At 65.1% G+C, this 19,430-nt stretch carries 17 protein-coding genes; 9 read left to right on the top strand and 8 right to left on the bottom strand.

Annotated features, from left to right (window positions below; all coding sequences use genetic code 11):
• Positions 1 to 104 precede the first annotated feature (104 nt).
• Positions 105 to 983, bottom strand: coding sequence for a 1,4-dihydroxy-6-naphtoate synthase (locus F561_RS0102120; RefSeq protein WP_019008288.1), 879 nt, complete (start codon positions 981 to 983; stop codon positions 105 to 107).
• Between the two features lie 108 nt (positions 984 to 1,091).
• On the opposite strand from F561_RS0102120, the gene F561_RS0102115 reads away from it, so the two are divergent.
• A complete protein-coding gene (locus F561_RS0102115) occupies positions 1,092 to 1,610 on the top strand; it encodes a DUF6174 domain-containing protein (RefSeq protein ID WP_019008287.1) in 519 nt (172 codons plus the stop codon).
• Between the two features lie 433 nt (positions 1,611 to 2,043).
• Here F561_RS0102115 and F561_RS0102110 read toward each other — a convergent pair whose 3' ends face one another.
• Both F561_RS0102110 and F561_RS0102105 read right to left on the bottom strand, forming a co-directional pair.
• Positions 2,044 to 2,757: an aminotransferase class IV gene (locus F561_RS0102110; protein WP_157451477.1), complete on the bottom strand. Its 714-nt coding sequence runs from the start codon at positions 2,755 to 2,757 to the stop codon at positions 2,044 to 2,046.
• A complete protein-coding gene (locus F561_RS0102105; RefSeq protein WP_083922253.1) occupies positions 2,754 to 4,613 on the bottom strand; it encodes a chorismate-binding protein in 1,860 nt (619 codons plus the stop codon). Before F561_RS0102105 ends, F561_RS0102110 begins: the two co-directional genes overlap by 4 nt.
• A 221-nt stretch (positions 4,614 to 4,834) precedes the next feature.
• Between F561_RS0102105 and F561_RS0102100 the strand changes: the two genes are divergently transcribed.
• From F561_RS0102100 to F561_RS0102090, 3 genes are read left to right on the top strand one after another with little or no spacing between them, the layout of a single operon-like run.
• Positions 4,835 to 5,305, top strand: a complete 471-nt coding sequence (locus tag F561_RS0102100; protein WP_019008284.1) for an RrF2 family transcriptional regulator — start codon at positions 4,835 to 4,837, stop codon at positions 5,303 to 5,305.
• Between the two features lie 32 nt (positions 5,306 to 5,337).
• Entirely contained in the window at positions 5,338 to 5,712 is a 375-nt protein-coding gene (locus F561_RS24545; protein ID WP_051096795.1) for a DUF952 domain-containing protein, read from the top strand.
• A 46-nt stretch (positions 5,713 to 5,758) separates the two neighbouring features.
• Positions 5,759 to 6,868, top strand: coding sequence for a quinone-dependent dihydroorotate dehydrogenase (locus tag F561_RS0102090; protein ID WP_019008282.1), 1,110 nt, complete (start codon positions 5,759 to 5,761; stop codon positions 6,866 to 6,868).
• Between the two features lie 183 nt (positions 6,869 to 7,051).
• Here F561_RS0102090 and F561_RS0102085 read toward each other — a convergent pair whose 3' ends face one another.
• The 4 genes from F561_RS0102085 to nirB all read right to left on the bottom strand — a co-directional run bounded on the left by F561_RS0102085 (position 7,052) and on the right by nirB (position 12,564).
• Positions 7,052 to 8,341 carry a hydroxyacid-oxoacid transhydrogenase gene (locus tag F561_RS0102085; protein WP_019008281.1) on the bottom strand — a complete coding sequence of 430 codons (1,290 nt, stop codon included), beginning with the start codon at positions 8,339 to 8,341 and terminating at the stop codon, positions 7,052 to 7,054.
• Between the two features lie 329 nt (positions 8,342 to 8,670).
• Positions 8,671 to 9,504 (bottom strand): uroporphyrinogen-III synthase, encoded by an 834-nt coding sequence (locus F561_RS0102080; protein WP_026298536.1) that lies wholly within the window; start codon positions 9,502 to 9,504, stop codon positions 8,671 to 8,673.
• Positions 9,483 to 9,857, bottom strand: coding sequence for a nitrite reductase small subunit NirD (gene nirD / locus F561_RS0102075; protein ID WP_019008279.1), 375 nt, complete (start codon positions 9,855 to 9,857; stop codon positions 9,483 to 9,485). Before nirD ends, F561_RS0102080 begins: the two co-directional genes overlap by 22 nt.
• A gap of 112 nt (positions 9,858 to 9,969) precedes the next feature.
• On the bottom strand, positions 9,970 to 12,564 hold the full coding sequence (gene nirB, locus F561_RS0102070; protein WP_019008278.1) for a nitrite reductase large subunit NirB: 2,595 nt from the start codon (positions 12,562 to 12,564) through the stop codon (positions 9,970 to 9,972).
• A 297-nt stretch (positions 12,565 to 12,861) separates the two neighbouring features.
• On the opposite strand from nirB, the gene F561_RS0102065 reads away from it, so the two are divergent.
• From F561_RS0102065 to F561_RS0102045, 5 genes are all read left to right on the top strand, one after another.
• The gene (locus F561_RS0102065; RefSeq protein ID WP_019008277.1) at positions 12,862 to 15,000 is read left to right on the top strand and encodes a molybdopterin oxidoreductase family protein; all 2,139 of its coding nucleotides are present in this window, start codon (positions 12,862 to 12,864) and stop codon (positions 14,998 to 15,000) included.
• 83 nt (positions 15,001 to 15,083) lie between these two features.
• Positions 15,084 to 16,319, top strand: coding sequence for an MFS transporter (locus tag F561_RS0102060; protein ID WP_026298534.1), 1,236 nt, complete (start codon positions 15,084 to 15,086; stop codon positions 16,317 to 16,319).
• A 201-nt stretch (positions 16,320 to 16,520) separates the two neighbouring features.
• The gene (locus F561_RS0102055) at positions 16,521 to 17,111 is read left to right on the top strand and encodes a hypothetical protein (RefSeq protein WP_019008275.1); all 591 of its coding nucleotides are present in this window, start codon (positions 16,521 to 16,523) and stop codon (positions 17,109 to 17,111) included.
• A 68-nt stretch (positions 17,112 to 17,179) separates the two neighbouring features.
• A complete protein-coding gene (locus tag F561_RS0102050; protein WP_019008274.1) occupies positions 17,180 to 17,776 on the top strand; it encodes a DedA family protein in 597 nt (198 codons plus the stop codon).
• A gap of 64 nt (positions 17,777 to 17,840) precedes the next feature.
• Positions 17,841 to 18,599, top strand: coding sequence for an endonuclease III domain-containing protein (locus F561_RS0102045; RefSeq protein WP_245556405.1), 759 nt, complete (start codon positions 17,841 to 17,843; stop codon positions 18,597 to 18,599).
• 29 nt (positions 18,600 to 18,628) lie between these two features.
• Here F561_RS0102045 and F561_RS0102040 read toward each other — a convergent pair whose 3' ends face one another.
• Positions 18,629 to 19,198 carry a TetR/AcrR family transcriptional regulator gene (locus F561_RS0102040; protein WP_019008272.1) on the bottom strand — a complete coding sequence of 190 codons (570 nt, stop codon included), beginning with the start codon at positions 19,196 to 19,198 and terminating at the stop codon, positions 18,629 to 18,631.
• Between the last annotated feature and the right edge of the window lie 232 nt (positions 19,199 to 19,430).

Below are 19,430 nucleotides of genomic sequence, written 5' to 3'. Positions count from 1 at the left end.
GTGAGGCTGCTTTCCAGAAAGAGCCGAATCTCGATTTTCTGGGCCGAAACTATCAATGCAAGAGGTGGATTAAGCAACGAAGCTCGACTATTCAAAGACTCGGCTCAGTCTATGTCCACAAAGAGCGGCAGGTCAGACCCGGCCACGGCACCCACAGCCACGGCGCGGCGGTGCAACTCCTGCACAGCCCGTTCTCCCTCATCGCCCACATCAAGGCTGAATTCGTTCACATACAGATCAATGTGCGCCCGCATGACTTCCTCAGACATCTCTGAGGCGTGGGCGCGGATATAGGCGGCGGCGGCCTGTGGGTGGGCGTAGGCGTATTCGAGGCTCTGACGCACAGCGGTATTCAGACCCCTCTGCAATTCGGCGGGCAGGTCGCGGCGAACCAGAATCGCCCCCAGCGGCAGCGGCAGCCCGGTTTCTCCTTCCCACCACGCGCCCAGATCCAGCACTTTGCCCAGACCGTGCTGCGGATAGGTAAAGCGCGATTCGTGAATGATCAGGCCCGCGTCTACCACCTGTCCCTGCCACTCTCCGCGCTCCACGGCAGGCATCACGGCGTCGTAGCGCATCCTCAGCACCTTGACTTCGGGATACACGGCCCGCAGCAGCAGTTCGGCGGTGGTCAGTGCGCCGGGAGAGGCCACCACTTTGCCGTTCAAGTCCATGCCATTCAAATCCGTGCCGTTCCGCGCCACCACCAACGGCCCCACGCCCCGGCCCAGTGCGCCTCCCGCCCGCAGCGCCACATACTGATCCATCACGCCAAGATAGGCGCGGTAGCTGATCTTGGTAATGGGCAGGCGGCCCTCTACGGCCCAGTCATTCAGCGTCTGTACGTCTTCCAGCACCTCGCGCACCGGCACTGGCGACGGCGTAAGGCCCGCGTGCAGCGCGTGAAAAATAAAGGTGTCGTTGGGACAAAAGGAGTAGCCCAGTTGAAGCACAGTTGGCAAGGCGTAGGCGGCGTCGGTCATGCGGTCAGGGTACGCCCGAGGCGGCGGGGCAATGGTCTTCAGGTTCGCTGAAGAGAGGGTGGAGGGTTCATCAGCGGCGCGTCATGGGGGTTTGGGTACGCTGGACACATGATCCGTTCTGTGTTGCTGGCGGCCCTGACCCTGAGTCTGAGTGCGTGCATGACCCGTCCCGCTGCTTCAGGCAGCACAGACCCTCAGCCTGCTGTGGCCTGCGTGGAAGGCTATACCCGCCCCGATTTTGCCCGATTGCAGGCCGATCTCAGCGCCGCCCGCGCCCGCTGGCAGGCTGCCGCCGTTTCCAATTACGCCTACGATTTTGCTCAATATTCCCTGCCAGTGCGCTTTCCTGCCGTGCGCGTCACGGTCAGCGGCGGGGCGGTGCAGAGTGTGATTCTCAAGGCGGGCGAGGAAGGCGAACCTTCGGCACAGGCCCGTGCCACCGTGCAAGACCTGTTCCAGAACATTGCCGATGCTCTGGCCTATCAGCAGGGGCAGCCTTGCCCAGCCGTAGAAGTCGAATACGACGCACAGGACGGCCACCCGACCCGCCTGTACAGCGGAATCAAGGAAGCGAACAGCGCCGATGGGGAAGGGGAATGGAACGTGACGGGGTTTGAGCGGCGCTGAATGGTGGGTGTGGGGTTTGCTCCTCCCCTTGAGGGGGATGGGGGGGTTGCCCTTGCCGCCCGTCTCCAAAGGGGTCAGGGTTTTTTGGGCTTGTCCCACGATTTTCCCCCACCCCCCGGCCCCCGCCCCCAGAGGGGTCAGGGGAGCGAAGCGCTGCGCTCGGCAGGAGTGACCTTGTCGTGTTCAGACTCGGCTTTCTTGCTCACTTGAAGCGGAATTGCCAGTCGTCTTGACGTTGGAATTGGCCCGCCCACTGCGTGGACGAAGGCCTCACACGTCTTTGGGCGGGGACGATTTGGGGTGGTGGGGTCGGGGTGATGGTTGCTCCTCCCCTTGAGGGGGGGCATTGCACAGCAATGGGGGGTTCGTCCTTACATGTCCATCTCCAAAGGGGCCAGATGAGGGGGTGAGTGAGCAAAGCGATTGTCTTGCCTCAGGCTCCTTTCCCCGGCCAGACCAGCCCCTCATGCTCTGTTTGCGGCCACTGCACGGGCAACTCTAGCCGCAGCCCCGGCCCCGTGATTTCCTGCACGGGCAGGATACCTACGCCTGCGCCGCAGATCCATGCGCGGCTGATTTCGGGCAGTTCGGCGGCAGACACGGACCGCGTCTCGAAGTCCTGTCCCTCCAGAAAAGCGGCGCGGGTCAGTCCCGGCAAGCCGCCCGCCGGAAGCACCAGCCGCCCGCCGATTTCTAGCAGCGGAGAGGTGCGCGAGCCGTCTACGACGTGCCCCGAGCCGTCCAGCAGCCAGCCCTCGAAGGCGTTTGCAGCGGCGGCCTGCTGAGCGGCGAGGCGGTAGGGCAGGTAGTTTCCGGTTTTGTGGGCGGCCAGTTGCGGGTGCGGTTGGAGGTCGGTCAGGTGGACATGCACACCACTCTGGGGGCGCGGGCCGGGGGTCAGCGGGCGGTGCAGGGCAAAGGTGCCGCCCGCCGCCACGGTGACGCGCAGGAGGCCCCAGGCAAAGGCTTCCAGCGTGGGCAGGTCGGGTTCCGGCGCGGGCAGGCCCAGGAAGGCGCAGGTGCCTGCCAGCCGCGCCCAGTGTGCCTCCCAGTTCAGCGCCCTGCCGTGCCGGGTGCGAACCGTGGTAAACGCCGAGGCCCCATGTAACCAGGCCGGGTCGTCCAAGAGGGCGGGCAGAATGTTCACGGTTTTTTCCACTGACCACTGACCACTGACCACTCACGGGTTTCCCTCAGCCAGTTGCCCAGCAGCACCCGCCCAGACGGACTCAGAATGCTTTCGGGATGAAACTGCACGCCCCACGCGGGCGCGTTGGTGGCTTGCAGGGCCATGATTTCCGACCCGTCGGCGCTGCGGGCCGTGACCAGTTCGGGCGGCAGATTCCGCACCACCAGCGAGTGATAACGGCCAAATTCCGCACCCTCTGGGATGCCCGCAAACAGGCCCGTTCCGGTGTGCTGCACGGCTTCTGGGCGACCATGTACTGGCGCGGCCCGTTCTACCGTGCCTCCCAGCACCTGCCCCAGCGCCTGATGCCCGAGACACACGCCCAGCAGTGGAATCTGCCGTTCCAGACACAGCCGCGTGAGGGCCAGCGTGCAGCCGCTGGTGTCGGGCGTGCCGGGGCCGGGACCGATCAGTACCGCGTCCCAGTGCGTTGCCAGCAACGTTTCGGCCTGTTCATCCTGAGAGCGCAGTTCTACCTGTGCGCCCAGCGCCCGCAGATCGTGGGCCAGATTCCACGTAAACGAATCTCGGTTGTCCAGCAGCAGCACAGTCATTCCCGCTCCGGCAAAGCGGGGCGCGGGGGGAGACTGCCACGCCCGCCCCGGCACAGGCAGGGCCGGAGCCTGCGCCGCCCGCCCCGGCACGTCGGCCAGCACGCCCAGCAGGGCCTGAGCCTTGTGCACCGTTTCCCGTGCTTCGGCGTCGGCGTCGGCGTCGATGACTGTGCCTCCGCCTGCCCGCACCGTCACCGTCCACCCTTTTGCATCACGTAAAAAAGCCGCCGTGCGAATCAGAATATTCAGGTCTACCCGCGCCCCCGAGACGATCCCCACGCCGCCCGTGTACCAGCCTCGCGGCCCCGGCTCCAGCGCCCGAATCGCTTCCATCACGCGGGGTTTGGGAGCGCCCGTGATCGTGCCGCCTGGAAAAGTGGCCGCCAGTACGTCGCGCAGCAGCAGGCCGGGGCGGGCGGTGGCGGTCACTTCCGACACCAGATGCATGACGTGGCTGTAGCGTTCCACCAGCATCAGGTCGGGCACGGCCACCGTTCCAGCCGCTGCCACCGCGCCGAGGTCGTGCCGCACCAGATCGACCAGCATGGTGTGTTCGGCCTGCTCTTTGGCGCTGGAGCGGAGTTCGGCTTCAAGGGCCGCGTCTTCTGCGGGCGTGTCGCCGCGCCGCCGCGTGCCCGCGATAGGCCGGGCCGAAAGCTGATCCTCTGCCCACAGAAAGAGCCTTTCGGGGCTGCACGACACCACCGTTTCCTGTTCCATCTCCACGAAGGCCATGAACGGGCTGGGATTCACGTCGCGCAGGCGCAGGTAAGCCGCCAACGGATCGCCCGCCGCCGCCGCCCGCACCCCCCGCGAGAGGTTCACCTGATAGACCTCGCCCGCCCGGATCAGCTCCTGCACGGCCCGTACGCCGTGTGGGTAGGCCACGTCATCCGCCCCGAATGGCCCCACCTTCAGCGTGGGCAAGGGCGCGGGGGCGGGGGCCAGCACTGCCGCCCAGTCCACATGCCCCGCCCCACCCACCACCGTCAGCGTGCCCGCCTGCCTGTCCCACACCAGCCCACTGGGATAGAGGCCCCACCAGCCCGCCGCACCGTCCGGGGCGTGTGCGCTGAGGCCAAATTCCCGCGCCGCCTCGTATTTCAGGCCGCCCAGCCACGCCGGAAACAGTTCAGCGCCGCCGGGACGTTCGGGCAACCCGGTCTGCACCTGCACAGGCCAGGCGCTGAGGTACGAAAATCGCCCGTAATCCACCTGTGGCCCCAACGATTCCAGCAGCGCGATACCGGGGGCGTGCATGGCCCGCAGGCGCAGCAGCACGTCTGCCGGGGTGAGGGGGGGGGCAGGGTCAGGCACAGGGGCAAGTGTAGAGAAAAGGGAAGTGGTCAGTGGTCAGTGGTGAGTGGGAAGGTCAAAGGCACAGCCGGAAGCAGGGGCATTTTCCACGATCTACACTCCACGATCTGCGATCCTCACCCAATCTCCTATTTCCTGTACGGATTTCCGGGTAAACTAACTGCATGTGGGTTTCGACCAAAGCGCAATACGGACTTCGTGCCCTGATCGAGATTGGTCGCCGGGGCGGGGAAGCGGTGCCGCTCAAGGATGTCGCCGAGCGCCAGGGCCTCAGCCAGCATTATCTGGAACAGATCGCCAGCAACCTGCGCCGCGCTGGATTTATTCGCAGCATTCGCGGCGCACACGGCGGCTACCGTCTGGCGCGGGCGGCCTCGGCCATCAATGCCTATGATGTGGTCACGGCGATGGAAGGCAGTATCGCGCCTGTGTCGTGCGTGGAAGACGACCATGTGTGCGACAGTCAGAACGTGTGTGGCACGCAGGATTTGTGGTATCGGGTGGACGCCGCCCTGCGCGACGTACTGGGCGGCACCACGCTGGCCGACCTGATCGAACAGAGTGACCGCCAGCAGCACGCCCGTCTGGTACAGCTCGAACCTATGCGGCCCGACGTGCTGGGATTGGGCGGGTAGACACCCCGACTGTAGACACCCAGACTTCGGTGATGGTTCATCTCACCACCCGCTCCGCATGGGCGCAGGCTCAGCAAGTCGGCCACTCTAGCCATCCCAGTCTTCTCACGGATGGCTATATTCATTGCTCTACACCCACAGAGGAACAGGTGATTGCCGTTGCCAACGCCTATTTTGTGGGTCAATCCGATTTGGTCTTGCTGCATATCGATCCTGAACGTTTGACCTCAGAGCTGAGGGACGAGGAATACGAAAACAGCGGACTATTTTTCCCGCATGTATACGGCCCTATCAATCTTGAGGCCGTGGTTGGGGTATCCGATTTCTTGCCTGCGCCAGATGGACTGTTCTCTTTGTCCAGCATAGTTTCTCTGTCCAGCCTGACCGCATCGTCACCGACTCTGTAGGGCGCTCAGAAGAGTTCTGACCCTCACACGCACTATCCTTGTTCCCGTGTACCGTCAAGCCCTCCGCCCGCTGCTGTTTCGTCTGGATGCCGAGGACGCGCATCATCTGAGCCTGAATCTGTTGCAGGCCGCTTCCCGGCTTCCGCTGTGGCCTGCGCTGGCACGCGGGGTCACGCTGCCGGGGGCCGTGCAGCCGCAACTGAGCCAGACGCTGTGGGGGCGCACTTTTGCTTCTCCGGTGGGGCTGGCGGCGGGCCTCGACAAAAATGGGGTGGCGGTTCCGGCCTTTGGCGCGATGGGCTTCGGCTTTCTGGAAGTGGGCACGGTCACGCCGCTGGCGCAGCCGGGAAATCCGCGCCCGCGCCTGTTCCGGCTGCCGTCCGACGGCGCACTGATCAACCGGATGGGGTTCAACAATGCCGGGGCAGAGGCGCTGCGCGGGCGGCTGAGCACGGGAAAACGGCCTGTGCCTGTGTGGGTCAACATCGGCAAAAACAAGGACACGCCCAACGAAGAGGCGGTGCAGGATTACCTGAAGTGTGTGCGGGCGCTGCACGCGGTGGCCGATGGATTCGTGATCAATGTGAGCAGCCCCAATACGCCCGGACTGCGTGCCCTACAGGAAGCGGCGGGTTTGGGGGCGCTGGTGCGGGCCGTGCAGCAGGAAGTGGAGGCGCAGAGTGGGGGAGAGGCGGGCCGGGTTCGCGCAGGCCGACGCCCCCCGCCTGTGCTGGTCAAGCTGGCCCCCGACCTGCACCCCGCCGACTTCGAGGCCAGCGTGAACGCCGTGCAGGAAGCAGGCGCAGACGGCCTGATCATCAGCAACACCACCCTCAGCCGCGCCGGACTGACCCACACCCACGCTGCCGAGGCGGGCGGCCTCAGCGGGATTCCCCTGGCCCTCCGCAGCACCGCGCTGATTGCCGACGCCTACCGCCAGACGCGGGGCCGCCTGCCGATTGTGGGCGTGGGCGGCATTCTGACCCCAGAAAGTGCCTACGCCAAAATCCGCGCCGGGGCCAGCCTGATCGAACTGTATACCGGTCTGATCTATGAAGGCCCGCTGCTGCCCGCCCGCCTGAACCGCACGCTGGCCCAACTGTTGCAGCGCGACGGTTTCAAGACGGTGGCGGAAGCGGTGGGGGCGGGGGAATAGGGCTGACCTGAGGGTTGGGTGCTGACTGATCCCTGTTGGGCTGAGCAACGTTCCGGGCATAACCCCCCAGTCTGCTTCGCAGCCAGCCCCCTTTAAGGGGGGGCGTTGCGTCAGCAACGGGGGGGTTGTATTGCCCAACGTTGGGCCGCCCAGCCCTCAAGGTGTGGCCCACCTCGGCAAGAATCAATAAGACCAGTTCTCGAAACTGGCCGCAAATATTGCTTCCAGATCGTCCGCCGTGGGCACACGCGGCGCAACGGCCAGCAAGCGCTGCTGCTTCAGCGCTCCCTCGATCAGTGCAGGCAGATCGGCAGGCGCGTAGCCCAGAGCTTGCAGTCCAGACGGTGCACCCACGTCGCGCATCAAGTCTAAAAGGGCGTTGGGCAGGGCATCGTGGTCATCAGGAGCATAGGATTGCCCGGTCAGAAAGGTGGCGGCCTGAATGTGGCGTGCTGGGCTGGCCTCGAAAGTAAAGCGGAAGGCAGCGGGCGCAGTCACGATGACCGAAAAGCCGTGTGGCACGAAGGCATGATCTGTGGGATAGCCCGGAGACTGAAAGCTGTGGCGCAGGCCCGCGATGGGGTAGGCACAGGCGTGCGGAATGTGCACCCCCGCCGAGCCGAAGCCCACGCCCGCCATCGTCGCCCCCAGCATCATGAAGCCGCGTGCCTCGGTATCAGAGCCGTCCTGCACGGCGCGGCGCAGGAATTCCCCGCCCCAGCGCAGGGCCTGACCCGACCACAGATCGGCCACCGGATTGCTGCCCTGATAGGGCGGGCGCTGTGCGGGGGTGGCGGGGCGTGGGCGAGAGGTATACGGGCGGCTGAGGTAGCTCTCGGCGGCATGACAGACCACATCCAGCCCGGCGGCGGCGATCACCTGTGGGGGCGTGGTGCGGGTCAGCTCCGGGTCTACGATGGCCTGCGAGGGCCGCAGCAGCCTATGACTGATGCCCGATTTCACGCCCAATTCGGGCAAATCCAGAATGGCGACGGTGGTGGCCTCCGACCCGCTGCCCGCCGTGGTCGGAATCGCCAGCAGCGGCATCAGCGCCCGTGGGGGCTGGCGGCCCGCGCCGATGGGCGGGTTCACGTAGTCCATGACCCCGCCCCCGCAGGAGGCCAGCAGGTTGGCAACTTTGGCCGTATCGATGGTGCTGCCGCCGCCCAGCGCCACGAATCCATCGGCCCCGGATTCCCGCGCCGCCGCCGCTGCCCGCTCCAAACTCTGCCGATCCGGTTCGACCCGAATATCTGAAAAGATCACCAGTTCCGCGCCGCTTTGCCGCAAATTTTCCAGCACAGCCTGCCCCGACGCCTGCTCCAGCAGGGCCGGATCGACCACCACGAAGGCCCGCCGCACGCCCAGCCGCGCCAGTTCCCAGCCTGCCTCGGCTGCTGCTCCCGGCCCAAATTTAATGGGAGTGGCCTCGACGGTAAACACGGATTCAAAAGGAGTTGAAGCATCGGTCATGGGGTGGTGTCCTCCGGCGTGGCGTGGTTGGATTGGTATGAGCTGGATTGTCGCGTTTCCGGCAGGCTAGCACCCGTGTGGGCAAAGAAAACGCCCGTCTGGGCATGGCAGACGGGCGGGGAATATTGAAGTGAGAGGTGAACCCCCCGTTGCTGGCGCAACGCTCCCCTTTAAGGGGGGCTGGCTGCGGAGCAGACTGGCGGGTTTGGGCGGAAGCGTGATCTGGCTTGGAAGGCGAACCCCCCATTGCTGACGCAATGCCCCTCCCTTCGGGCTGTACCAGTCAAGGGGAGGACAAGGGCTTGTTGCTCCGGTTTGCCCGCAATGTCCTACCCCACCTTACCCAGTCGCCCACGCAGCAGTGCGGGGCCGTGTTCTGCGGCGGTGCGAACCAGAATGCCCATCTTGTGGGGGTTGGCTTCCAGATCAATTCGCAGCCCCAGTTCGGCGGCGCTTTCGCTGCACGCGGGGCCAATACTGACCACCACCATCCGGTGAATGGCGTCGCGGAGTTCGGCTTCGAGGTTCATGCGGGCCGCAAATTTCATCAGATGCAAGACCTGTGTGCCGCTGGACAGCAGCAGGATGTCCTGACCGCCCAGCACGGTATCGCGGATGGCGTGGGCCAGCGGCGCGGTATCGGCAGGAAAGGCGCAGCGATACACCGGAATGCTGGTCACGCGTATGCCCGCATGTTTCAGCGTATGCAGCATGGCGGGGGGCGTGGCATCGCCGTATTCCAGAATCACAGCGTGCTGGCCGGGAGCAAGCGTACCGATCAGGTGATCCTGAACCTCGTGCCACGTACAGGGCTTGGGCACCCCGACCCCCGTGAGGCCAAAGGTTTTCAGCGCCTGCATCGGCTTGGTGCCGCGTGCCACCATCTGCACGCCCTGCAACGTCTCCAGATGTCTGGGATCACGGGCGGCTAGGTCACGCAGGAACAGTTTGCTGCCCACCCCGGTCATGCAGGCCACGGCGTGAATATCTCCGGCCGCCAGCCCCGCCTCGAACTGGGCGAGGTGGGCGCTGAGATCCAGCTTCTGCTCGCGCATGCTGGGAGCCACCATCGCCACGCCGCCGTATTTGCCGATCAGCGTTGCCATTTCCTCGGATCGCCGGGATTCCAGGCTCAGAATTCTTAAACCGCCAAACCAATCCATACGTCACCCCCTTTGGCGCGGGCCGCGTAGACAGGCAGGCGCAGGGCCGGGTCGTCCAGACTGACACCCGTTTCGAGGTCAAAGGCGTGCTTCAGCAGCGGCGAGGCCACCTTGAAGCGCAGGCCGTCTACCGCCGTATAACTGCCGGTCAGCCCCCGCGACAGCACGTTGGCGCTGGTGTAGGGGTCGTGGTTGCCCACCGCAAAAATCCGGTCCGCGCCCCGGTAGGTCACGCGGAACACGGCCACCTGAGCGCCGTCCACGAGGGCACACACGCCTGCACCGGGCAAAATGTCGTCGAGTTTGCACACGCGTACCCAGGCGGTAGATGGAGAAGAAAGGGTCAGAGTCATGATGGCTCCTTTAGAGGCAAAAGTAAGGTCAAGGATCTCTAGGTCTAAGGGCCGAACATCCAGAGTTTGAGTGGCGAAGGTCAGGGTTTTGCTGTTTCTATTCCCCATACCCTCAGTCGTCCCCGCCCGCCATCGGCAGCGGCACCAGCCCATGCAGCAGCGCGGGTTGGAGGGGTGCGGGCCGGATCTGCCCCCGTTCATCCACCCACTCGATGGCGTTGTCGCGGGCGTCGCTGTTGATAAAGGTGCGGAAACGGGCCAGCCCCGCCGTATCGCTGAGGGCGGCGGCCCATTCGTCTTCGTAGGTGCCGATGTGGTGCTGCATGGCCGCGTCCAGATCGGCGCAGATGCCCAGCGTGTCGTCCATGATCACGGCCCGCAGGTATTCCAGCCCGCCTTCGAGGTTCTCCAGCCAGGTGCTGGTGCGTTGCAGTCGGTCAGCGGTTCGCACGTAGAACATCAGAAAGCGGTCGAGCAGCGTGATCAGCGCGTCTTCGGACAGGCCCTCGGCCAGCAGCAGCGCGTGCTTGGGCGTGACTCCGCCGTTGCCGCCCACATACAGATTCCAGCCCTTCTCGGTGGCGATCAGTCCAAAGTCCTTGCTGCGGGCCTCGGCACATTCGCGGGTGCAGCCCGACACGCCCGATTTGAGTTTGTGCGGACTCCTCAGGCCTCGGTAACGCAACTCCAGCCGGATGGCAAGACTGGTGGAATCCTGCACCCCGTAGCGGCACCACGTCTGTCCCACGCAGCTTTTGACGGTTCTCAGGCTCTTGCCGTAGGCGTGCCCACTCTCGAAGCCTGCCGCGATCAGGTCTGTCCAGATGGCGGGCAGGTCGTCGCGCTGTGCGCCCAGCAGGTCGATGCGCTGCCCGCCCGTGATCTTGCAGTACAGGCCGAATTTGCGGGCCACCTCACCTATGGCGATCAATCCTTCTGGCGTCACCTCGCCGCCGGGAATGCGCGGCATCACGGAGTAGGTGCCGTTTTTCTGGATGTTGGCAAGGAAGGCGTCGTTGGTGTCCTGAAGGGGTGCATGCTGCGGCTTCAGAACATAGTCGTTGTGCAGGCTCGCCAGAATGCTGGCGACGGCAGGTTTACAGACCTCGCAGCCCGAGCCGCTGCCGTGCGCCTCCAGCACCTCATCCCAACTCTGCCAGCCCTTGACCCGGATCAGGCCGAACAGTTCCTGACGCGAGTGCGGGTAATGCTCGCACAGGTGGTTGGACACGGTTTCGCCCAGCCGCCGCAGTTCGGTTTGCAGCAGGCCGTGCAGTTGGGGCACGCAGCCGCCGCAGCCGGTGCCCGCGCCCGTACATTTTTTCAGGCTCGCCACGTCCCGCGCTCCACCTGCGACGGCGCTGCACACGGCCTCCGAGCGCACGTTTTCGCAGGAGCAGATCAGGGCGTTGGCTGTGGCGGGCATCTCGGTTGCGCCGGGCAGGGGCGGCACGATCAGCGTTTCGGGCGGCACGGTCAGGGGCGTGCCACTCAGGGACAGATCCAGCAGATCGCCGTAGCGGGCCGTATCGCCCACCAGCAGGCCGCCCAGCACGCGCAGTCCATCTTCCGAGAGCACCAGTTTGCTGTAGGTGTTGCGGACATTGTCGCTCAGGCTGACCGTGCGTGCGCCGGGGGTCGCGCCCCTGGCGTCGCCAAAACTGCCCACCTCTACGCCCAGCAGTTTCAGTTTGGTGGACAGGTCGGCCCCCGTGAAGCGGGCTTCAGAGGCCGGATTCAGGCCCAGATCGGTCAGGAGGCTGGCGGCGGCCACCTTCGCCATGCTGTAGCCGGGAGCCACCAGCCCATACACGCGCCCATCGTGCAGCGCACATTCGCCCACCGCGTATACCGCCGGGTCGGAAGTCACGCAGCGGTCATCGATGGCAATCCCGCCGCGCTCGCCCACGCTGAGGCCGCTGCTGCGGGCCAGCTCGTCGCGGGGGCGGATGCCTGCCGAAAACACCACCAGATCAGCGGGCAGGCTGGAACCGTCGGCAAAGGCCAGCCCGGTCACGCGGCCCGCGCCGTCCACCTGCACTTCAGAGGTGGCCTTGCCCGTATGGACGCCGATGCCCATGCCCTCGATCTTGCGGCGCAGCGCTCCGCCGCCCTCGGCGTCCAGTTGCGCGGGCATGAGCTGGGGCGCGAATTCCACCACATGCGTCTTCAGGCCCAGTTTGCCCAGTGCGCCCGCCGCTTCCAGCCCCAGCAGGCCGCCGCCGACGACCACGCCCGTTGCGGAGGTCGGTAAGGCTTCTGCGGCAGCGCGGATGGCATCCAGATCGTCCAGCGTGCGGTAGACGAAGCAGCCCGCCGCGTCCTTTCCGGGCAGGGGCGGCACGAAAGGAAAGCTGCCCGTTGCCAGTACCAGCACGTCATAACTCAGTTCGGTGTCGCCCACTTGCAGCGTGCGGGCCGTGCGGTTGATGCTGGTGGCGCGGCCAAAGACCACGTCCACGCCCAGTTCGGCGTACCCGGCAGGCGTCGCCAGCGCCAGATCGGGGCGCGGTTGGTCAAAGTGGCTGCTGAGATGCACGCGGTCATAGGCCAGCCGGGATTCCTCGCTGACCACGGTGACGCGCAGGCAAGCGGCGTCGGCCTGTGCGCGGAGCTGCTCTACAAAACGGTGGCTGACCATCCCGCTGCCCACGACGACGACCTGTGGCAACACTGGAGACACGGCAAAACGGTTGGGTTGGAACATCAAGGAACCTCTTCTGAATCTCAAAGCGGGACTGCATCTCAAAGCGTGGACTGGATCTCAACAACTGGGAAAAGCAAGCGAGGCCGGGTGAGGGTAGGCTCACTGCTCTGCCAAACCCTCTCTGCTTCCTATTGGGACCGATTCCATTCCGGTTGTCAATAGATTTACGAACAAACTGCAAATTTACTGAGTCGGTAACACCGCACTTTAGACGAATCTTGTTTTACGTTTCGAAAAAACATTTCACTCTGCAAATTTGGCCTTGACATGTTCTCCAGCAGCCCGCAAGGTGAGGCGATGTCTGCGCCGATTCCCTCTGCCGTTGGTCTGGTGCCGCCCGCCGTGCCCCGGCTGGTGCGTACTACCTGTCCCTACTGCGCGGTGCAGTGCAACTTCGATCTGCACATCGAGAACAACCTGCCCGTCAAAATCACGCCCACCAGAGAGTGTCCGGTGGCGCACGGCACAGTCTGTAAAAAAGGGCTGGCGGCCCTCAGCGATCTGCGCCACCCCGAACGCCTGACCACGCCCCTGCTGCGAAAAAACGGCCAACTCGTGCCCGTTTCCTGGGCCGAGGCGCTGGCCTATGTGCGCCAAGCCCTGACGCCGCTGTTGAGGACCAACCCGGACGCGGTGGGCGTGTACGGTAGCGGCAGCCTGACCAATGAGAAGACCTATCTGCTGGGCAAATTCGCCCGCCTTGCGCTGAAGACCGCCAACATCGACTACAACGGGCGCTACTGCATGGCGTCGGCCAGCACCGCCCTGAACCGCACGGTGGGCTATGACCGGGGGCTGGGCTTTCCTCTATCCGATCTGGGTACCAGCGACCTGATCCTGCTGGTGGGCGCGAACATCGCCGAGACGCTGCCGCCGATCATGCAGTACCTCAAGGCTGCCAAAGACCGGGGAGCGTTGGTGTACGCCATTGACCCCCGCGCCACCACCACCGCCAAAGTCGCGGGCAAACATCTGGGGATTCGCCCCGGCAGCGACGGCGTATTGGCGCTGGGCCTGCTGAACCTGATGAAGCAGTGGGGAAGAATCCGGCCCACCGCCACCGCACACGGCCTGACCGGGGTGCTGTGGCAGGCCGACGATTACCCGCCCGCCCGCGTGGCCCACGAATGCGGTATTCCCGAGAGCGAATTTATGGCGCTGGCCCATGCCTACGCCCAGGCCACCAAGCCCCTGATCCTGACCGGACGCGGCGCGGAGCAGCACGCCCACGGCACCGACACGGTACACGCGCTGCTGAATCTGGCCTTTCTGACCGGGCATTTTGGCAAACCCGGCGGCGGCTACGGCACGCTGACGGGGCAGGGCAACGGTCAGGGCGGGCGCGAACACGGCCAGAAAACCGACCAGTTGCCAGGCGCACGTAGCCTGCGCGACCCCCGCCACCGCGCCGAAATCGCTGCGCTGTGGGGTTGCACTGCCGCCGATCTGCCCCAACCCGGAAAAAGCGCACAGGAACTTCTGAACGCCTGCGGCACCGAGATAGAAGCCCTGATCGTGCTGGGGTCGAATCCGGTGGTCAGCGCGGCGGGGGCCGGATTTGTGGCCGAGCGTCTGCGGGCGCTGAAACACCTGATTGTCATTGATTTTTTGCCCAGCGAGACGGCGCAGTTGGCAACCTTGGTGCTGCCCGGTTCCATGTGGTGCGAGGAAGAGGGCACGACCACCAACCTGGAGGGCCGGGTGCAGCGCCGCCGCAAAGCCATCACCGCGCCGGGGGCCGCCCGCGAAGACTGGCGCATCCTGTGCGACCTCGCGCACGCCGTGGGCCGCCCGAGAGGGTTTGAATACACCGATTTCCGGGAACTGCAAGACGAATTTTTCCGGGCCACACGCGGCGGAAAGGCCGATTACAGCGGTCTGAGTGCCGAACGCCTTGACCGCGCCAGTGCCCAGTGGCCCGTGCCCCACGCCGCTGGCCCCGATACGCCCTACGCCTACGCGCCCACCTACCCCACCGCCGATGGGCTGGCGACCCTGCAGGTGCCCGCGCTGCCTGCCTTCGTGGCCGTGCCCCACACCCCACATCTGGCCCTGACCCTGACTACCGGACGCCTCAGCAACCAGTACCAGAGCGGCACCCAGACCCGCCGGAACGCTGGCCTGCGGGCCGAAAACACCGCCCAGATGCACCCCGACACGGCCCGCGAATACGGCCTGAAGGCGGGCGACCCTGTGACCCTCAAGACCGCGCATGGCAGCACCACCCTGCCCGTATCCATCACCCCCGGCATTCGGCCCGATACGGTGTTCCTGCCCTTCCACTGGCCCGAAACCGCCAACCTGCTGACCGACCCTCATACGCTTGACCCACATTCGGGGATGCCCGCATTCAAGGCCACGTCCGTGACCCTGCATCCGGCTTTTGCTGTTGCCAGCTCAACTGTGCGGGGGGTGGGTCAACCTGTGATGCGCTGACCGCTGCTTTCAATCCATTGGCCGCCCCACACTGCGCCCCCGCGCCGTGTTCCTCCTCTTCTGTCTTTTTTGCGAGGTTTGCGATGACATCCACTCCCAGCTCTTCTGCCCCAGCCTTGCCCCTCAGCCCTGATGCCCGCCGCGTGGTGGCGTGGAGCACCGCCGGATTTACGCTGATGTTTGCCGTGTGGGTCATGTTCGCCATCGTGGGCCTGCCGATCCGCAAAACGCTGGGCCTCACCGACGCGCAGTTCACGCTGCTGACGGCCATTCCGGTGCTGACGGGTTCGCTGCTGCGCCTGCCCGCTGGCCTGATGGCAGACCGGATCGGCGGCAAGAAGGTCTTTCTGGGCGTCACGCTGCTGACGGCGGTGTTTGCGCTGGCGCTGGCCTTCGCCAACAGTTACAACACGCTGCTGGCTCTGGCCCTCGGCGTGGGCCTCGCGGGGGTCAGTTTTGCGGTGGGCAACGCCTGGATTGCCCAATGGGTGGCGGTTTCTCGGCGCGGGCTGGCGCTGGGCACCTTCGGTGCGGGCAATGCGGGGGCCAGCATCACCAAACTGCTTGCCCCGCTGCTGATCACCCTGATTCCGGCGGGCCTGCTGATTCCGGGCGGCTGGCATTTCGTCCCGTTCGTGTTCGCCCTGTTGCTGGTGCTGATTGCCGCCCTCACGGCCCGCTTTACGCCCGCCGATGCTGCGGTGCGCCCGGTTCGCACCCTCGCTGACTGGATGCGGCCTCTGGGCAATGCACAGGTCTGGCGGTTCGGGCTGTATTACGTGGTGTTTTTCGGAGCCTACGTGGCCCTGAGTCTGTTCTTGCCCAAATACTACGTAGACCACTACGATCTGCCACTGGCGCAGGCGGGCCTGCTCACGGCGCTGTTTATCTTTCCAGCCAGCCTGCTGCGGCCCCTCGGCGGCTATCTCAGTGACCGCTTTGGCCCACGCGGCATCACCATCGCCAGTTTTGCCGTGATGGCGCTGGGCCTGCTGCCCCTCACGCACGAACTGCCCCTGAATCTGTTTTTGCTGCTGACCACGGTGGTGGGCGTGGGCATGGGCGTGGGCAAGGCCAGCACCTATACGCTGGTGGCCCAGTGGTTTCCCGGCGATATGGGTGTCGTCGGCGGCTTGGTGGGCTTGCTGGGCGGCCTCGGCGGATTCGTGCTGCCCCTCACCTTCGCCTTCCTGAAACCCAGCCTCGGCGCACAGGCCCCCTTTATTACGCTGATGTTGGTCACGCTGCTCAGCGCCGCCGTGTTTGTGGCGAGCATGTTGCGCCTGCGGGCGCTGGGGCGGCGGCCTACTTTCGCCTGAAGGGGGTCTAAGGGTCCAAAGGCCCAAGCAAAGGCACATCCGCCCTTGCTTGGGCCTTTGGCCTGTTTGGGGGAAGGGTTGGCACCCGTCGTTCCGTAGTCCTGCGCCCACTCGCATTGAGGTCGGCGCAGCTCTGGCCTTTCCTGAGATCCTAGACCTTTAGACCCTCAGAGCTGCCCCCGCCCCGGTATACTCGCGTTCATGCGTTCCCTTGCCGCCCGCCTGCTGATTGCCTCTGCCCTTCCTGCGGCGCTGGGCATGTCACTGAGCAGTTGTGCCCGCACGGTGGATACCTTCAAGCCCCGTATCGTGATCAGCAGCCCGGACGGCGGCGGAGTCAGTCGCCAGCGCAGTTTTACGGTGCAGGGCTACGCTCTCGACGATGTGGGCGTGACCCGGCTCACCGTGGACGGCAAGGCCATCGCTATTCCGTCCAGCAGCCGTAAAATTGCCAACTTCCAGTTCAAGACGTTGGTGCAGGGCAGCAAAGGCCAGTACACCATCAAGGCCACAGACGCGGCGGGCAACGAAAGCACGCTGGTGCTGCCGATCAGCGTGGATGCCGTGAATCCGGTCATCAAAGTCACGCAGGTAGAAAAGTCGGGCAATATCGTGCGCGTGTCGGGGGTCGCCACCGACAATACCCGCGTGGTGCAGGTCATCGTGGACGGCAACCGCCTGAATATCACGCCCGGCCCCAGCGTCCAGTTCTATGCCGAAACCACCGGTATCTACGCCGATGTACAGGCCATTGACGCGGCAGGCAACATCAGCAAGGTTCGCGCCCGCTGAGGCTTAACCAAGTGGAGGTCTGCCTTCCGGATGACGTGCCTCACCTCCTGAGGGGATAGCCTGCGCGTATGCATGATTTCACTGCCGCCATTCTCTCTGCCTCCTATCTGGGCATTTTTGCCATCGTCTTTGCCGAAACCGGTCTGCTGCTGGGGTTTTTCCTGCCCGGCGACAGTCTGCTGATCGCGGCTGGATTGGTGGCGGCCAGCGGTGATCTGCATTTGGGCGGCGTGATGGCGGCGGTGGTGGCCGGGGCCATTCTGGGCAATACCGCCGGATATTACATCGGTCAGAGGTTCGGCCCCGCCGTATTTCGCAACGAGCGAGCAAAGTTTTTTAAGCCCGAATACGTGCAGCAGGCGGAAGGCTACTTCAATCAGTACGGGCGGTTGGCCGTGGTGGTCGCCCGGTTCGTGCCCATCGTGCGAACCTTCGTGCCCACGCTGGCCGGAGTGAGCCGGATGCCGATTGCCGTGTTTACCGTGTATAACGTGATCGGAGCGGTGCTGTGGGGTGTCGGCGTGCCTGCGCTGGCCTACTATCTGGGCCGCCTGATTCCCAATCTTGACCGTTACATTCTGCTGATCGTGGGCGTGGTGTTGGTGGTCTCCATTATCCCGATTGCTATCAAGGTGTTGCAGGCGCGGCGCGGCACGGCAGCCTAAATCTCGCTGAGCTGAAGGCGGCGGGCGGCACAGTTTGGGCGGAGACAGACTCCTACCCTGAACCGTGCCGCCCGCCGTTCCGTCTATGCCGCTCCCCGCTCGCCTGCCCAAACCCACCCTCACCGAGCAGCAGCCCCCGCCCGCCGATCTTCAGGAGGTGACGACGCGGCTGCGGGAGCGTTATCTGCCCACCCTGCCCGCGCCGAACCGCAGCCCCGAACCCCTGGACGCCCTGATCGGCACCATCCTGTCTCAGCAAAATACGAGCATCATTTCCCGTCGGCAATTCGCGGCCCTCAAGGTCAGCTATCCGCAGTGGGAAGCAGCGCTGGCCGATGGCCCAGACGGAATAGAGGGCGTACTGCGCGGCGCGGGCGGCGGGCTGGCGCGGGTCAAGGCCGATTACATCTACAACGTGCTGTACAGACTGGAAGAAACGCGGGGAACGCTGAGCCTGCAAGACACGCACGACCTGAACGATGCCGAAGCCCGCGCCCTGCTGGAATCATTGCCGGGAGTGGGCATGAAAACGGCGTCGTGTGTGCTGCTGTTCGATATGGCGCGGCCTGCCATGCCCGTGGACACGCACATCGGCCGGATCGCGGCGCGGCTGGAGTGGGTGCCTGCCCGCTGGAACGCCATCAAGGTCGAACGCTGGTTCGATGAAGTCCTGCCCCGCGACTGGCCTTCTCGCTACGGCTTTCATGTGTCGGCCATCCGGCATGGGCGCGAAACCTGCCGCGCACAGCGCCCCCTGTGCGGAGAATGCGTGCTGCGCGACCTGTGCCCCTCGGCGGGAATATTTTTGGCAGGCAGTGTTTAGGCCCAGTGCCTGTACAGAGCCGGTGCTCCTCAGTGTCTCGCTGCCCCATCCAGATATACGGCCAGCAGCGCCCGCGCCGTGCCCTGCGGATCGGCGGGCGGCGCACCCGTAACCAGCGGATAGGTCAGCGCCAGCAGCGCCCGCGTCAGCACGGCTGGGGGCAGATCAGCCCGGAGTTCGCCGCGTGCCGCCGCCGTTTCGATCAGCGCGGTCAAGCCGCCCATCCACACCCGGCGGTATTCGCCCTCGAAGGCGGCGCGGCGCTCGGGTGACACATGCCGCAGCTCCCCGGCCAGTTGCAGGCCCACGCGCTGGGCCGGGGCACTGGCGACCAGATCGCCCACCAACACTTCCAGTTGTGCCCGGATACCGACCTGCTCGCCCGCGTGGGCCACCAGCCGCGCCAGACCTGCCAGTGTGCCGTCCAGCATCGCCAGAAACAGGGCTTCCTTGTCGGCGTAGTGGTGGTATAGCGCGGGCTTGGTCACGCCCACCGCTTCGGCCACCTCGCGCATGCTGACGCCGTGGTAGCCGCTCGCCACAAACAGCCGCGCTGCCTCGGTCTGAATTCGGGCGCGTGTGGTGTCGGGCAGGGGCATCGTCGAATGCGGGGCGGTCACAGGGGCATCATAGCGGGGTGGGGCCGAGCAGGGCAGCTTCAGCCCTTGTCCTCCCCTCAAGGGGGGGCGTTGCGTTAGCAACGGGGGGGTTATGCCCAGCTTTCAAGGTGTTGCCACCCTAGTTAAGAATCAATAATGCCGACTTATTGGCCTGCTTCCAAGTTCTCCCCCACCCCCCAGCCCCCGCCCCCAAAGGGGTCAGGGGAGTGGT

Origin of the sequence: Deinococcus aquatilis DSM 23025 (assembly GCF_000378445.1) — a bacterium.
GTDB classification, from domain to species: Bacteria; Deinococcota; Deinococci; order Deinococcales; family Deinococcaceae; genus Deinococcus; species Deinococcus aquatilis.
Note: the sequence above shows the minus strand (reverse complement) of the source record. Positions and strands in the feature narration are given on the sequence as shown.